The organism is Streptomyces sp. NPDC036813, assembly GCF_055609245.1.
Map to the genome: position 1 here is coordinate 206,612 of NZ_JBVJPV010000011.1, position 14,716 is coordinate 221,327.

The following is a 14,716-nucleotide window of genomic DNA, read 5'->3' on the forward strand; positions in this document are numbered from 1 at the left end:
GTGCCAGTTCACCTGCGTGGACTACACCAACCACCTTCCTACAACGGATCGTCCGGCACGTTCCTGCCGGTAGAAGGGGGCCCATTCACCATGGCCACTGTCACGTTCGACAAGGCGACCCGGATCTACCCGGGTTCCACCAAGCCCGCCGTCGACGCCCTGGACATCGAGATCGCCGACGGGGAGTTCCTCGTCCTGGTCGGTCCGTCCGGCTGCGGCAAGTCCACCTCCCTGCGGATGCTCGCGGGCCTGGAGGACGTCAACGGCGGCGCCATCCGCATCGGCGACCGCGATGTGACGCACCTGCCGCCGAAGGACCGGGACATCGCCATGGTGTTCCAGAACTACGCGCTCTACCCGCACATGACGGTCGCCGACAACATGGGCTTCGCGCTCAAGATCGCCGGCGTCAACAAGGCGGAGATCCGGCAGAAGGTCGAGGAGGCCGCGAAGATCCTCGACCTCACCGAGTACCTGGACCGCAAGCCGAAGGCACTCTCCGGCGGTCAGCGCCAGCGTGTGGCGATGGGCCGCGCGATCGTCCGCGAGCCGCAGGTCTTCCTCATGGACGAGCCGCTGTCCAACCTGGACGCCAAGCTCCGCGTCTCCACCCGTACCCAGATCGCCTCCCTCCAGCGCCGCCTGGGCATCACCACGGTCTACGTCACCCACGACCAGGTCGAGGCCCTCACCATGGGCGACCGCGTCGCGGTCCTCAAGGACGGTCTGCTCCAGCAGGTCGACACCCCGCGCAACATGTACGACAGGCCCGCCAACCTCTTCGTGGCCGGCTTCATCGGCTCCCCGGCGATGAACCTCGTCGAGGTCCCGATCACCGACGGCGGCGTGAAGTTCGGCAACAGCGTCGTGCCGGTCGACCGCGACGCGCTGGCCGCCGCCACCGACAAGACCGTCACCGTCGGCGTCCGGCCCGAGCACTTCGACGTGGCGGGACCCGACTCCGACCTCGGTGTCGCGGTCACCGTCAACGTCGTGGAGGAGCTGGGCTCCGACGCGTTCGTCTACGGCACCGCCAAGGTCGGCGCCGAGACCAAGGACCTCGTGGTCCGCGTGGGCGGCCGCGAGGTGCCGGAGAAGGGAAGCACGCTGCACGTCGTGCCGCGCTCGGGCGAGACCCACGTGTTCTCCACGTCGACGGGCGCGCGCCTGTCGGACTGACCCTCCGGCGCATGATTCACCCAGGTTGACGACGAGGGCCCCGCGAACTGGAGCGGGGCCCTTTTCGTTGTCGACAAATACCCCGGCAAAAGCCCCCTTTCGACTGCCGTACGTCAACCCACTACCGCAAAATCCCCCCTCTGCCGTCCCCCGAACAGGTGACTAAATGTCGCCAAATCATTACCGGGCGCTACCCTCACACGCGTGAAGCACTCCACCACCCAACAGACGCGACGCGGTCACCGGGGCCCCGCCCGCCGCATCGGCCGCTCCCTCGCCCTCGTCCTGCCCGTCGTCCTGGTGCTCTCCGGGACCCTCGCCGTCACCCGGGTCAACTGGTCCGGGAACCCCTCGGACTCGGTGCTCACCGCCACCGACGTGACGGGCGTGACGGACGCCAGGAACTCCGCCCCCCGCGCGCCGCAGGACCTCCTGCGCGACCAGCTCCTCACCGAGCTCCAGCAGAAGGACCCCGGCATCGCCCTCACCCACCTCCAGCAGGCCGTCAACGACAGGCCCTCACTGGCCAAGCACTGCACCTCCATCGCCCGGGCCCTGGGCCGCGCCGCTGTCCGCATCTACGGCCCGTCCCGCGCCCAGTCCTTCGCCCGCCCGGTCTGCGACACGTCGTACGCCTCGGGCGTCCTGGCGGCCCACAGCTGACGCCCCCGAAGGACCCCATGCCCCGGCGCCCCGGCACCCGCGCACGGCGGGAAGGGGGCGGGGTGGGGGGTGTCCGCCCGCAGCGTCCGGCACCGAGACACGGCACCCTTGTAAGGGACGGTCGGCCGGACCGAGGACGGACACCCCCCACCCCGGCCCCGACCCACACCGAACCGAAGGCGCGACGCGAGCCACCCACCGGACAGAAACGGGCCGCCGCAGGCACACAAGGGGCGCGGGGAACGGCGCGAGCAACCACCCACGCACCCGCGGGCAAAGAACGGCCGGCGCCACAGGCACCCGAACAAGCCGCCGCAGGCACACCCGGCCAAGCCGCCGGAGGCACCCCGTAGTCTTCCGGCATGACCCATCCGCACGCCCTGACCCGCCCCACCCAAGCCGTCATCCTGGCCGGAGGCCAAGGTTCCCGGCTGCGCCCCTACACCGACGACCGGCCCAAGCCGATGGTCGAGATCCCCGGGACGGGCACCCCCATCATCGGTCACCAGCTCACCTGGCTCGCCGAAGAGGGCGTCACCGACGTGGTCGTCTCCTGCGGCCACCTCGCCGACGTGCTCGAGCAGTGGCTCCGGTCGGCCGACCTGCCCGTGCGCGTCACCACCGTCGTCGAGGCGGAGCCGCTCGGCCGTGGTGGCGGCCTGAAGTTCGCCGCCGCGCACCTGCCGCACCCGGACCGCCCCTGGTACGCCACCAACGGCGACATCTGGACCCGCTTCTCGCTGCGCGACATGGCCGACTTCCACACCGAGCGGGACGCCCTGGCGACGCTCGCCCTCGCCCGCCCCCGCATCCCCTGGGGCGCCGTGCAGACCGACGGCTTCGGCCACATCACCGACTTCATCGAGGCGCCGCCGTCGACGTTCGAGATCAACGCGGGCGTCTACGTCTTCTCCCCGGCCTTCGCCGGCCTCCTCCCCGAGCGCGGCGACCACGAGCGCACCACGTTCCCGCACCTGGCCCGGGAGCGCCGCCTGGCCGGCTTCCCGATCCCCCAGGGCGCCTACTGGCGGGCGATCGACACGGCGAAGGACCTGACCGAGGCGGCCAAGGAACTGGCGGCCCTGGGCCGCTGACGGCACCGCAGCGCAGCGCACGCACGGCACACTCGCCACCGCAGTCAGCGCACCACGCCGCGACCACCGCACCGCACGCCGATGGGGCTCCGCACACCGCACGCGGAGCCCCATCGCCGTACCGGCCGCCGGGTCGGCCGAAGGATCGTCGGAGGATTCGGCCGGTGGGCTACCCGAGCATGTCGCCCACCGGCCCGGTTACCCCAACAGGCCGCCCACAAGGCCGGACTGGCCGGAGGAGGAGCCGGAGCCACCGGAAGAGGACGACCCGGAGCCACCGCCGCTGCCGCCCGACGACCCGGAGCCGCCCGACGTGCCGCCGCCGGAGGTCGGCCCGGAGCTGGTGCTCGGGCCCTGACCGGTCGGCGAGGAGTGCCGCGACGGCGCCTGTCCGCCGGTGCCCTGCGTCTGGCTGGGCGTGCCGGTGGTCGCCGTACCCGAGGAACGCGTCGCCCCCGGCTTGTGCGTCTCGTGCTGGGGGCCGGAGGAGGCCGCGCCCCGCGTCGGGGCGGCGGACGCCGACGGCGTGTGCCGCCGGGTGTGCTCACCGGGCCGCTGCGGCAGCGGTGAGCCGGGCAGTTCGTTGCGCGGGGCCTCGCCGGGCCCGGGTGCGACGACCCGGTCCGCGTCGCGCACGGCACCGCCCAGCAGCGAACCCACGAGCAGGGTCAGCCCGGTGGCGACCGCGGTGATCAGCGCACCGCGGCGCAGCACATAGCGCCGCAGTTCCCAGATGTCGGAGCGCGGCCCGAGCCGTCGCCAGGCGCTCGCGGCGAGGCGGCCGTCGACGGAGTAGACGGGGGCGCCGGCGATGATCAGCGGGGACCAGGCGGCGAGGTAGATGATGTCGGGGGCGTCGTAGGCGGGGACCGTCTTCCAGCTGACGGTGACGATGAGCGCGGCCGACAGCATCGCGCCGAACACGGCCGCGACCCGCTGCCAGCAGCCCAGGACGGTCAGCACGCCGACCACCACCTGGAGGAAGGCGATGACCAGGCCGGAGCCGACGGGGTGGTGGAGGGCGAACTGGCGCAGCGGCTCGGCGACCTCCCAGGGGTGCAGGGTGTTGAGCCACTTGACCATGGAGCCGCGCTTGCCGCCGTCGAAGTAGACGGGGTCGCACAGCTTGCCCATGCCGGCGTAGATGGAGATGAAGCCGAGGAAGATGCGCAGCGGGAGCAGGACGACGCCGAGGTTCATCCGGCGGTGCGGGTAGTACGCGTGCCGGGCGGGATCGTCACCGTGGCGCCGGCCGCGGGCGTCCGTCTCGCCGCTGTCCTCGCCGCTCTCGCCGACGTCACCGAAGCCGCCGTACCCGGGATCGCCGTACCCGGCATCGCCGTGTCCGGGCTCGCCGAGCTCGTCGTAGACGCTGCCGACGCTGCGCATCGCGGGCAGCAGGCGGGTGCCCGCGCCGTCCTCGGAGGTGCGCTGGGCGCCGACGACGGGCGTCTCGACGGTCTGTGCCAGGTCGTCGTAGCCGACGTAGCCCTCGTGGCCGGGGGCGACGCGGGGCAGCACCTGGGTGGCTCCGGCGTCACCGGCGGAGGGCTCGACGTGGCCGACGCTGCCGGCCCGCACGGCCTGGAGCAGGCGGTGGGCGCCGGTGTCGTCGGGGTCGGACCGGCCGCTCCAGACGACGGGTCGCCGACGGGCGGCCCCTGCGGCCGCGGCGGCGGTCACGCGCGCGGTGTCCTGGCCCGCGCTCAAGTGCCGCGCGATCCGCGGGGACCGGGTGCGCACGGACGACGCACCCAACTGCACGCGGAAGCTCGCGTGGCTCACGATGATCTGCGCCGGATCGCTCGGCACCTTCACCATGCTCAGCGCGGGAGCGTCGTCGTAACCCGACGAGCGGTCCCCCGTGGGTGTGCGGGGTGTTCTGGTGTCCACACTCATCTAACCGAGTGACGCCGAGATAGGACACTGCCTTGACCGCGTGGATCTGTCCGGACCCCGTCAAGGTTGTCCGGACAGCCCGTAATCCCCCGTGTGGGCGATATCAGCGAACAGACATTCAGGCCCGACGGCGGGACGCGGCCTCGTAGAGGACGATGCCCGCGGCGACACCGGCGTTGAGCGACTCGGCGCCACCCGGCATCGGGATGCGTACCCGGAAGTCACAGGTCTCACCGACCAGCCGGGACAGACCCTTGCCCTCGCTGCCGACGACGATGCACACCGGCCCGCCGAGCGCGTCCAGCTCACCGATCTCGACGTCCCCGTCGGCGGCCAGGCCGACGACGACGATCCCGGCCTTCTTGTACGCCTCGAGCGCACGCGTCAGATTGGTCGCGCGCGCGACCGGCGTCCGGGCGGCCGTACCGGCGGACGTCTTCCAGGCACCGGCGGTCATGCCGGCCGCACGCCGCTCGGGCACGACGACACCGTGCCCGCCGAAGGCGGAGACGGACCGCACGACGGCACCGAGGTTGCGCGGGTCGGTCACCCCGTCGAGGGCGACGATCAGCGGGTCCTCGCCCTCGTCCGCGGCGGCGTCGGCGAGGTCCTCGGGGTGGGCGTACTCGTACGGCGGGATCTGCAGGACGAGGCCCTGGTGGTTGAGCCCGTTGGTCATCCGGTCCAGCTCGGGACGCGGGGCCTCCATCAGGTTGATGCCACCGCGCTCCGCGGCGAGCTGCAGCGCCTCGCGCACCCGCTCGTCGTTGTCGATGAACTGCTGCACGTACAGCGTGGAGGCGGGCACGCCCTCGCGCAGCGCCTCGTAGACCGGGTTACGGCCGACGACCAGCTCGGAGGCGGACTTGCCGCCGCCCCGGCGCTGCGGCGCACGCCCCTGCGCGCGCCGGGCCTTCGACTGCGCCGCACGCTGCTTGGCGTGTCCCTTGCGCATCTCGGCGGGCGGAGTCGGGCCCTTGCCCTCAAGGCCCCGGCGCCGCTTGCCGCCACTGCCGACCTGCGCGCCCTTCTTACCGGACATGCGACGGTTGTTCGCGGCCATGACCTACCTGTCTCCGTGATGCGTTGGTGTACGTACGTCAGTGCAAGTGTGCCGCCCGGAGCCCCGAGCGGCACATTCGCGGTGTTCTAGCGGGCTCCGAGGCTCCACCGCGGGCCCTGCGGGCTGTCCTCGATGACCAGCCCGGACTGGCCGAGCTGGTCCCGGATGGCGTCCGCGGTGGCCCAGTCCTTGCGCGCCCGAGCGGACTCACGCTGCTCCAGGACCAGGCGTACGAGACTGTCGACGACCCCGTGCAGATCGTCGCCCCGGTCGCTCTCGCCGGCCCACTGCTCGTCGAGCGGGTCGAGCCCGAGGACGCCCAGCATGGCCCGCACCTCGGCGAGCCGTGCGACGGCGGCGTCCTTGTCGTCGGCGGCCAGCGCGCTGTTGCCCTGGCGCACCGTCGTGTGAATGACCGCCAGGGCCTGCGGGACGCCGAGGTCGTCGTCCATGGCCTCGGCGAAGGCGGGCGGCACCTCGGCGGCGGGCTCGACCTGGCCGGCCTTCTCCACGACCCGCTGCACGAAGCCCTCGATACGGGCGAACGCGGACTCGGCCTCGCGCAGCGACTCCTCGCTGTACTCGATGGTCGAGCGGTAGTGCGGCGTACCGAGGTAGTACCGCAGCACGATGGGCCGCCACTGCTTGACCATCTCGCTGACGAGCACGGAGTTGCCCAGCGACTTGGACATCTTCTCGCCGCTCATGGTGACCCAGGCGTTGTGCAGCCAGTACTGGGCGAAGTCGTCGCCGAACGCCTTGGCCTGGGCGATCTCGTTCTCGTGGTGCGGGAAGATCAGGTCGAGGCCGCCGCCGTGGATGTCGAAGGACGGCCCCAGGTATTTGTGCGCCATGGCGGAGCACTCCAGGTGCCACCCGGGACGCCCGCGCCCCCACGGCGTCTCCCAGCTCGGCTCACCCGGCTTGACGGCCTTCCACATGGCGAAGTCCCGCGGGTCCCGCTTGCCGGTGATGCCCTCCTCGGCGGGCTGGCGCATCTCGTCCAGGTCCTGCCGCGACAGCTCCAGATACGACGGCCACGAGCGGACGTCGAAGTAGACGCTGCCGTCGGCCTCGTAGGCGTGCCCGCGCTCGATGAGCGTGCGCATCATCTCGACCATCTCGGTGACATGGCCGGTGGCGCGCGGCTCGTACGTCGGCGGGAGGCAGCCGAGGGCGGTGTAGCCGTCGTTGAAGGCCCGCTCGTTCTCGTACCCGATGGACCACCAGGGGCGGCCCTGCTCGGCGGCCTTCCCGATGATCTTGTCGTCGATGTCCGTGACGTTGCGGATGAAGGTGACGTCGTAGCCGCGGTAGGCGAACCAGCGGCGCAGGATGTCGAAGTTCAGCCCCGAACGGATGTGCCCGATGTGCGGGGCCGCCTGCACGGTGGCGCCACACAGGTAGATCGAGACACAACCCGGCGTGAGGGGGGTGAAGTCACGGATCTGCCGGGCGCTGGTGTCGTACAGGCGAATGGTCACGCATCCAGAGTAGTGGCCCCGCACCGATGCCAGGCGCCGCGGCGGGCTCACGGGGACGCTTTCGTGACCTGTGCGTCCGCCTCCGGCGGGGGCGGAGGGTGAGCGGTCCGGCGTTCACCGGCGCCCGGGATCGTGGCCGGCCGGGGGTGGGCACGCTCACCGCCGCCGGCGGGCGCCCCAGCCCGTGCGACGGCCGCCCGCCGCAGCTACGCGGGACGGCGACCCGCGGCCGCGCGCGCCACGGCGGTGGTGCACCCGCGTACGGAGGTGAGGGGCCGGGGCGGGGGGTGTCCGCCCGCAGCGGCCGGCACCGGGCAACGGCGCACTCGTCGGGGACGGGCGGCCGGACCGAGGACGGACACCCCCCGCCCCGGCCCCGACCCACTCACCGGCCGCAGGCGACGCACGCCACGACGCGACCGCAACGGGCCGCCGCAGGCAAAAAAGGGGCGCGGGGAACGGCGCGACGAACCCCCACCGGCCGGCAGCCGAAACACGACCAGGCGCCGCAGGCAAAGGCGACCAGCCACAACACACCCGCGGCCGACCGAACCTCAACCCGCCCGAACCTCAGCCCGCCCGAACCACCAACGCCGTGGCCACCGCCATGAGCCCCTCCCCCCGCCCAGGAAACCCGAGCCCGTCCGTCGTCGCCCCGGACACCGACACCTCCGCCCCCACCACCGACGACAGCAGCGCCTCCGCCTCGCCCCGCCGCTTACCGATCTTCGGCCGCGCCCCGATCACCTGCACCGCGACGTTCCCGATGACGAACCCCGCCTCGCGCACGATCCGCGCGGCCTCCGCCAGCAGCGTCACCCCCGACGCCCCGGACCACTCCGGCCGCCCGGTCCCGAAGTGCTGCCCGAGATCCCCCAGCCCCGCCGCGGAGAACAAGGCGTTGCACGCCGCGTGGGCGACGACATCCGCGTCGGAGTGCCCGGCGAGCCCGGGCCCCTCCCCTTCCCACTTCAACCCCGCGCACCACAATTCACGCCCTTCCTCGAAGGCGTGGATATCGGTACCGATCCCCACCCGAGGAAGCAGCGGCACAGCCGCCGGCCCAACCCCAGGCACAGCCGCAGGCTCAACCCCGGGCACAGCCTCAGAACCCATCGTTCAGCCTCCGCCGCGCGAGAACCGCCTCCGCCAGCACAAGATCCAACGGCCGCGTCACCTTGAACGCCTCCTCGTGCCCCGGCACGACCACCACCGGCTCCCCGAGCTGCTCGACCATGCTCGCGTCGTCCGTCACGTCCCCGGTCACGCTCTCGTGCGCCCGCACCAGCGTCGCCCGGTCGAACCCCTGCGGCGTCTGCACGGCCCGCAGCCGCGCCCGCGACGGCGTGGCCAGCACCGGCTCGGGGTCCCCCTCCACCGCCGGCTCCACCTCCTTCACGGTGTCCGCGAGCGGCACCGCCGGAACCACGGCCACCGCACCCCCGCGCACCGCCTCGATCACCGCGTCCACCGTGTCCACGGGCACCAGCGGCCGCGCCGCGTCGTGGACCAGCACGATGTCGTACTCACCCGGCAGCGCGTCCAGCCCGAGCTTCACGGACTCCTGCCGTGACTCCCCGCCCGGCACGACGAGGAAGTCCGTCCGTTCGGGGAGCGCGTGCGCGTCGAGCAGGCTCTTGACCTCTCCTGCGCCGTCCGGCGGAGCCACGACCACGACGAGGGAGACAAACCGCGACGCCGCCATGGCGCGCACCGCGTGCACCAGCATCGGCGTGCCGCTCAGCGCGCGCAGCGCTTTGGGGGCGCCGGGCCCCAGGCGTACGCCGCGACCTGCGGCCGGAATCACCACGGCCGTACGCGGCTCGGGGGCTGAAGGACGCGAAACGTCAGACATCGGTTCCTGTCAGGTTTGTGTGCTCGGCCCCGGTGGGTATGGCCTCACCGTGCCGGGCGCGCGACGCTCTGACCGGACCCTTCCGTGACCCTGGTCGAGTCGGCGGGCCGACCCCGGCACATCGGTGTCGGGGGCTTTCCCGCGGACAGGACGACGGCTCGAGTACGACAGCTCGACAGGACGACAGCAGGACCGCAGCGGCGTCACGTGCGCGGATATGGAAACGTACGAGACGTAGCGTACGCAGCGACACGCGTACGTGGCGGCGGAAACGAACATGCCGCAGCGCCCGGCGACACAGTCAGGTCATCGGGCACCGCGGCATTTCACACCGTGCTGAACTGAGGCGGACGGGGCCGCGTCAGGACGCGAGAACCTCGTCGAGGAGGGCCTCGGCCTTGTCCTCGTTCGTGTTCTCCGCGAGGGCGAGCTCGCTCACCAGGATCTGCCGCGCCTTGGCGAGCATGCGCTTCTCACCTGCGGAGAGTCCGCGCTCGCGCTCACGACGCCACAGGTCACGCACGACTTCCGCGACCTTGATGACATCGCCGGAGGCGAGCTTCTCCAGATTTGCCTTGTAACGACGGGACCAGTTCGTGGGCTCCTCGGCGTACGGAGCGCGCAGCACCTCGAAGACTCGGTCCAGCCCGTCCTGACCGACCACATCACGCACGCCGACGAACTCCGCATTGTCCGCTGGCACACGTACCGTCAGGTCACCCTGGGCGACCTTCAGCACCAAGTAGGTCTTGTCCACGCCTTTGATCTGGCGAGTTTCGATGGCCTCGATCAGCGCGGCCCCGTGATGGGGATAGACCACGGTGTCGCCAACCTTGAACGTCATGTGACAGGTACCCCTTCCGTGGCTATCCAGAGTAACACGGATACGGCGTCTTCTGAATGGCGTTTTCGCAGGTCAGGGCATATCTCGGGGCTTGACAACAGCGACGGGGACGTGCTGCGGCGAGCGAGCGGAGGCAGGTATTCGCAGGTCGGAGGCGCTTCCCGGGGCACAGGAAACGCGCCCGTCACAACCTCTGGGAGGCCCCTTCACGGGGTCGAACATCCCCAAATGTCTGGTTCCGTGTGTGCGACTTGCGCTACTCCGTTCGGCCCACCGGAGGCGCTTACGCGCCGAATCCGGAATTGATCACGCCCGGCGCGGAAGGCGCCGGGAAGCGATCCGGAAGGAAGCAGGAAGGGAGCGGGAAGGCGGCCGGAAGGGTGCCGGCTCTTCCCGGCGTGATCAATTCCGGCGACGGCCGTGCATTCTTCACGGAATATTCGCCTACGGCACCGCCAAGACCTGCGGTGACTTATGTGAATGGCGTACGAAGGCAGTGCTCTAAGTGACTGGTGAGTCAGAAGTGACTCAGGAGCCCGGTGAGGGAGGGCCCACGACGATGTCCCGCGGCGAGGTCCCTCCCCGTACCGCCTGCCGAGCGATCCCGGGGCTCCGGGGAGGGTCGGGTGCGGCGGCGCGGGAACGGCTCGATAACCTAAGCGCGCTGACTGACCCTTAGGGCGGCTTTACAAGGAAAGCTGCCCCTGCGTTCAAGGAGTTGCCGCCGCCGTGAGCAGCAGCCTTCGACGCGGCGCCCTCGCCGCCTCCGTCACCGCCCTCTCGATCGCCTCGCTGGCCGCCTGTGGCTCCGGGAACAACGCCCAGACCCTGCAGATCAAGCCGGACAACGCCGCCACGAGCGTCGGGGACATCAAGATCCAGAACGCGCTCGTCATCACCCAGCCCGACCGCGAGTCCACCGGCCCGGCGGCGGTCTCCGCCACCCTGTACAACTCGGGGCCGGCCGACGAGACGCTGGAGACCGTCAAGGTGGCGGGCGTCGCCCAGCCGGCCGACCTCAAGCCCGCCACGGGCAACGGCAAGGTGATCGTCCCCGCCGGTGGCTCTGTCGTCATCGGCGGCAAGGGCAACGCCGCGGCCACCCTGCACGGCAGCCGCGAGGCCACGCAGGACGGCAGCGTCCAGAACATCACCTTCACGTTCAGCAAGGCCGGGGACGTGACCCTGAGCGCCTACATCGTGCCGGCGAAGAGCTACTTCTCCGAGTGGGGTCCGAGCGAGGTTCCGAACACTCCGGCGCAAAGCCCCGCCCAGAAGCCCTCCGGCTCCCCGTCCGGCTCCCCGTCGCCGAACACCTCGAAGTCGCCCTCCGGCACTCCGTCCGACCAGGCGTCCGCGAGCACCTCCCCGTCGGCCGGCCACTGAGCCGTCGCGGTACCGCAGCACGACGGCGAAGGGCGGCACCCCCACTCGGGGTGCCGCCCTTCGCCGTAGTCACAGATCCGCGACCGCGGTTTACGGCTCGAACTTGTAGCCGAGGCCCCGCACCGTCACCAGGTAGCGCGGCGCGCCCGGGTCCGGCTCGATCTTGGCGCGCAGCCGCTTGACGTGGACGTCGAGGGTCTTGGTGTCGCCCACGTAGTCGGCGCCCCAGACGCGGTCGATGAGCTGCATACGGGTCAGGACGCGGCCCGCGTTGCGCAGCAGCATCTCCAGCAGGTCGAACTCCTTCAGCGGCAGGTCGACCTTGGAGCCGCCGACCGTGACCACGTGCCGGTCGACGTCCATGCGGACCGGGCCGGCCTCCAGCGCGGCCGGGGCGACCTCCTCCGGCTCGCCGCGGCGACGCAGCACCGCGCGGATGCGGGCGACCAGTTCGCGCGAGGAGAAGGGCTTGGTCACGTAGTCGTCGGCCCCTATCTCCAGGCCGACGACCTTGTCGATCTCGCTGTCCTTGGCGGTCACCATGATCACCGGGACGTTGGAGCGGCCGCGCAGCTGCCGGCACACCTCCGTACCGGGCAGACCCGGCAGCATCAGGTCGAGGAGAACGAGGTCGGCGCCGTTGCGCTCGAACTCGTCGAGTCCGTCGGGGCCGGTGGCCGCGACGGCCACCTCGAAGCCCTCCTTGCGGAGCATGTACGACAGGGCGTCGGAGAAGGACTCCTCGTCCTCGACGACGAGCACACGGGTCACGGAAGGACCTCCGGGGCGGAAAGCGTTTCGTACGCGGATGAGTCGGGGGTGTGGGACGAGCCGCGCGACGGCTCGGTGGACCGGCCGGCCCCGTCGGGGTCGTCCTCGCCTTCGAGGTCGGGGTGCTGCTGGGCGCGGTCCCGGCCCGCACCCGCCTCCGGCAGTCGCAGGGTGAAGGTGGAGCCCTGTCCCTCGGCGCTCCACACCGTGACCTCCCCGCCGTGCGAGGCGGCCACGTGTTTGACGATGGCCAGGCCCAGGCCGGTGCCTCCGGTGGCACGGGAGCGGGCCGGGTCGACGCGGTAGAAGCGCTCGAAGATGCGCTCCTTGTCCTTGTCGGAGATGCCGATGCCCTGGTCGGTCACGGCGATCTCGATCATGTCACCGCCGGGTGCGGTGAGCCGCCGGGCGGCGATGCCGACGCGGGTGCGGGCCGGGGAGTAGTTGACGGCGTTCTCGACGAGGTTGCCGAGGGCGGCGGCGAGCTGCCCGCGGTTGCCCCACACGGCCAGGTCCGCCGTGCCGCCCGCCGCCATGGTGATCTGCTTGGCGCCCGCCTGGTGGCGGCACCGGTCGATGGCCTCGGCGACGAGTTCGTCGACCCGGACCGGCTCGGCGTCCTCCAGCGGGTCGTCGTTCTGCACCCGAGAGAGGTCGATGAGTTCCTGGACCAGGTTGGTCAGCCGGGTCGCCTCGATCTGCATGCGCCCGGCGAACCGCTGCACGGCCTCCGGGTCGTCGGAGGCGTCCATGACGGCCTCGGACAGCAGGGAGAGCGCGCCGACCGGTGTCTTCAGCTCATGGCTCACGTTCGCCACGAAGTCCCGCCGGACCGCCTCGATGCGCCGGGCCTCGGTGAGGTCCTCGACGAGCAGCAGCACCAACCGCGACCCGAGCGGCGCGACCCGCGCGGAGACGGCGAGCGCCTCTCCGCGTCCGGTGCCCCTCCTGGGCAGGTCGAGCTCGACCTGTCGTATCTCCCCGTCCCTGCGGGTGTCGCGGGCCATCTGGAGCATCGGCTCCACGGAGAGCCGGCCGCCGCGCACCAGCCCGAGGGCGTACGCGGCGGAGCTGGCCTTGACCACGGCGTCCGCCTCGTCGAGGACGACGGCGGAGGAGCGGAGTACGGACAGGACGGTGTCGACGCCGGGCGGGAGCACGGCCTCGGTGTGCAGAGAGGTACGAGTGGGGCGCTTCTGCTCCCGCTCGCTCCAGCGGAACGCGAGCATGGCGATCACACCGGTGAGCACCCCGGCGATCGCAGCCGCTGCGGCGACCGCCGCGTTCACGTCCATGCCACCAGGTTAGGCATGGGATCCGACATGCCCACAGCCGTCCGGGTGTCAGCTCGAACACTCGTCGCCCAGAGTTCACCTTGGGGCCAGGATGGGTTCATTTGGGGTCGCGGAACCGGACGCGTAAGGGCCGGAACGTGGGAGCGTGGGGTCGGGAGCCCTGCCCAAAACCCCGGACGACACGCACGAGAGGGAACCTGATGCGGGACGCGTACCACGAGGAACTGGACTCGATCGGCGACGGTCTGGTGGAGATGGCCCGGCTGGTCGGGTCGGCGATCGGGCGCGCCACGACCGCCATCCTGGACGCCGATCTGAAGCTGGCCGAGAGCGTCATCGAGGCCGACCAGAAGGTCGACGAACTGCAGCACGACCTGGAGGCGCGAGCGATAGCGCTGCTGGCGCGGCAGCAGCCGGTGGCCACGGATCTGCGGATCGTGGTGACCTCGCTGCGCATGAGCGCCGACCTGGAGCGCTCCGGCGACCTGGCCCAGCACGTGGCCAAGCTCGCCCGGCTGCGTTTCCCGGCGCGGGCGGTGCCGCAGGACATCCACGCCACGATCCTGGAGATGGGCCAGCTCGCGCAGCGCCTGATGGCGAAGGCGGCCGAGGTGATCATCACCAAGGACGTCGACCTGGCACTCCAGCTGGAGCAGGACGACGACGCGATGGACCTGCTGCACCGCACGCTCTTCCAGCACCTGATCGACGACCGCTGGAAGCACGGCATCGAGACGGCCGTCGACGTCACCCTGCTGGGCCGCTACTACGAGCGCTACGCCGACCACGCGGTCGCCGTCGCCAAGCGGGTGGTGTACCTGGTCACGGGCGAGCACGCGGACGAGCTCCAGGCGGACATCCAGTCCGTGCCGGGGACGGAGAGCGCCTGAAGCGGTGCTCGCGGGGGCGCGCACCGGACCGCGCGCGCTCGTATGCGCCGTTGATGCGCCCGACGGACCGGGCATGCAATGGGCACAGGCACGAGCCTCGTCGAGGAGGAACCATGGCCGATTCCCCCAGCACGCCCGGTACGACGTCCGAGCCGACCCAGGAGCGCCCGACCGAGCAGCCCGCGGAGATCAGGAACCTCAACCTGATCGCTGCCTGCGGCTGCGGCTCGGGCTGCGGGTGCGGCTGCCAGTCGGGCAACCCGTGCCAGTGCGGCTGACCCACTGACGCGCCA

14 protein-coding genes are annotated in these 14,716 nt (G+C 71.5%); 6 read left to right on the top strand and 8 right to left on the bottom strand.

Annotated elements, in window-relative coordinates; genetic code table 11:
• Positions 1-90: 90 nt before the first annotated feature.
• The 3 genes from ACZ67Q_RS23475 (at position 91) to ACZ67Q_RS23485 (ending at position 2,936) form a co-directional block, all read left to right on the top strand.
• The gene (locus ACZ67Q_RS23475; RefSeq protein ID WP_471185283.1) at positions 91-1,179 is read left to right on the top strand and encodes an ABC transporter ATP-binding protein; all 1,089 of its coding nucleotides are present in this window, start codon (positions 91-93) and stop codon (positions 1,177-1,179) included.
• Between the two features lie 204 nt (positions 1,180-1,383).
• Entirely contained in the window at positions 1,384-1,842 is a 459-nt protein-coding gene (locus ACZ67Q_RS23480) for a hypothetical protein (RefSeq protein ID WP_471185285.1), read from the top strand.
• Positions 1,843-2,204: 362 nt separating this feature from the next.
• Positions 2,205-2,936: a nucleotidyltransferase family protein gene (locus ACZ67Q_RS23485; RefSeq protein WP_471185288.1), complete on the top strand. Its 732-nt coding sequence runs from the start codon at positions 2,205-2,207 to the stop codon at positions 2,934-2,936.
• Between the two features lie 198 nt (positions 2,937-3,134).
• Here ACZ67Q_RS23485 and ACZ67Q_RS23490 read toward each other — a convergent pair whose 3' ends face one another.
• The 6 genes from ACZ67Q_RS23490 to ACZ67Q_RS23515 all read right to left on the bottom strand — a co-directional run bounded on the left by ACZ67Q_RS23490 (position 3,135) and on the right by ACZ67Q_RS23515 (position 10,081).
• Positions 3,135-4,835 (bottom strand): DoxX family membrane protein, encoded by a 1,701-nt coding sequence (locus ACZ67Q_RS23490; RefSeq protein ID WP_471185291.1) that lies wholly within the window; start codon positions 4,833-4,835, stop codon positions 3,135-3,137.
• A gap of 118 nt (positions 4,836-4,953) precedes the next feature.
• On the bottom strand, positions 4,954-5,898 hold the full coding sequence (rlmB, locus tag ACZ67Q_RS23495) for a 23S rRNA (guanosine(2251)-2'-O)-methyltransferase RlmB (protein WP_471185294.1): 945 nt from the start codon (positions 5,896-5,898) through the stop codon (positions 4,954-4,956).
• 86 nt (positions 5,899-5,984) lie between these two features.
• On the bottom strand, positions 5,985-7,382 hold the full coding sequence (gene cysS, locus ACZ67Q_RS23500; RefSeq protein WP_471185296.1) for a cysteine--tRNA ligase: 1,398 nt from the start codon (positions 7,380-7,382) through the stop codon (positions 5,985-5,987).
• Positions 7,383-7,952: 570 nt separating this feature from the next.
• On the bottom strand, positions 7,953-8,498 hold the full coding sequence (gene ispF, locus ACZ67Q_RS23505) for a 2-C-methyl-D-erythritol 2,4-cyclodiphosphate synthase (RefSeq protein WP_471185299.1): 546 nt from the start codon (positions 8,496-8,498) through the stop codon (positions 7,953-7,955).
• The gene (gene ispD / locus ACZ67Q_RS23510) at positions 8,488-9,237 is read right to left on the bottom strand and encodes a 2-C-methyl-D-erythritol 4-phosphate cytidylyltransferase (protein ID WP_471185301.1); all 750 of its coding nucleotides are present in this window, start codon (positions 9,235-9,237) and stop codon (positions 8,488-8,490) included. The genes ispF and ispD overlap by 11 nt, the downstream gene beginning before the upstream one ends.
• Positions 9,238-9,598: 361 nt before the next feature.
• A complete protein-coding gene (locus tag ACZ67Q_RS23515) occupies positions 9,599-10,081 on the bottom strand; it encodes a CarD family transcriptional regulator (protein ID WP_003953493.1) in 483 nt (160 codons plus the stop codon).
• 729 nt (positions 10,082-10,810) lie between these two features.
• On the opposite strand from ACZ67Q_RS23515, the gene ACZ67Q_RS23520 reads away from it, so the two are divergent.
• Positions 10,811-11,467 (top strand): copper chaperone PCu(A)C domain-containing protein, encoded by a 657-nt coding sequence (locus ACZ67Q_RS23520; protein WP_471185304.1) that lies wholly within the window; start codon positions 10,811-10,813, stop codon positions 11,465-11,467.
• A gap of 90 nt (positions 11,468-11,557) precedes the next feature.
• Here the strand turns inward: ACZ67Q_RS23520 and phoP are convergent, their stop codons facing one another.
• Both phoP and phoR read right to left on the bottom strand, forming a co-directional pair.
• The gene (phoP, locus tag ACZ67Q_RS23525; protein ID WP_030734890.1) at positions 11,558-12,238 is read right to left on the bottom strand and encodes a two-component system response regulator PhoP; all 681 of its coding nucleotides are present in this window, start codon (positions 12,236-12,238) and stop codon (positions 11,558-11,560) included.
• Positions 12,235-13,533, bottom strand: coding sequence for a two-component system sensor histidine kinase PhoR (gene phoR, locus ACZ67Q_RS23530; protein WP_471185308.1), 1,299 nt, complete (start codon positions 13,531-13,533; stop codon positions 12,235-12,237). The genes phoP and phoR overlap by 4 nt, the downstream gene beginning before the upstream one ends.
• Positions 13,534-13,733: 200 nt before the next feature.
• Here phoR and phoU point away from each other — a divergent pair, with 200 nt between their 5' ends.
• Together phoU and ACZ67Q_RS23540 are read left to right on the top strand one after the other, a co-directional pair.
• Positions 13,734-14,423 carry a phosphate signaling complex protein PhoU gene (phoU, locus tag ACZ67Q_RS23535; RefSeq protein ID WP_471185311.1) on the top strand — a complete coding sequence of 230 codons (690 nt, stop codon included), beginning with the start codon at positions 13,734-13,736 and terminating at the stop codon, positions 14,421-14,423.
• A 113-nt stretch (positions 14,424-14,536) separates the two neighbouring features.
• Entirely contained in the window at positions 14,537-14,701 is a 165-nt protein-coding gene (locus tag ACZ67Q_RS23540; RefSeq protein WP_471185313.1) for a hypothetical protein, read from the top strand.
• The last annotated feature ends 15 nt before the right edge of the window (positions 14,702-14,716 follow it).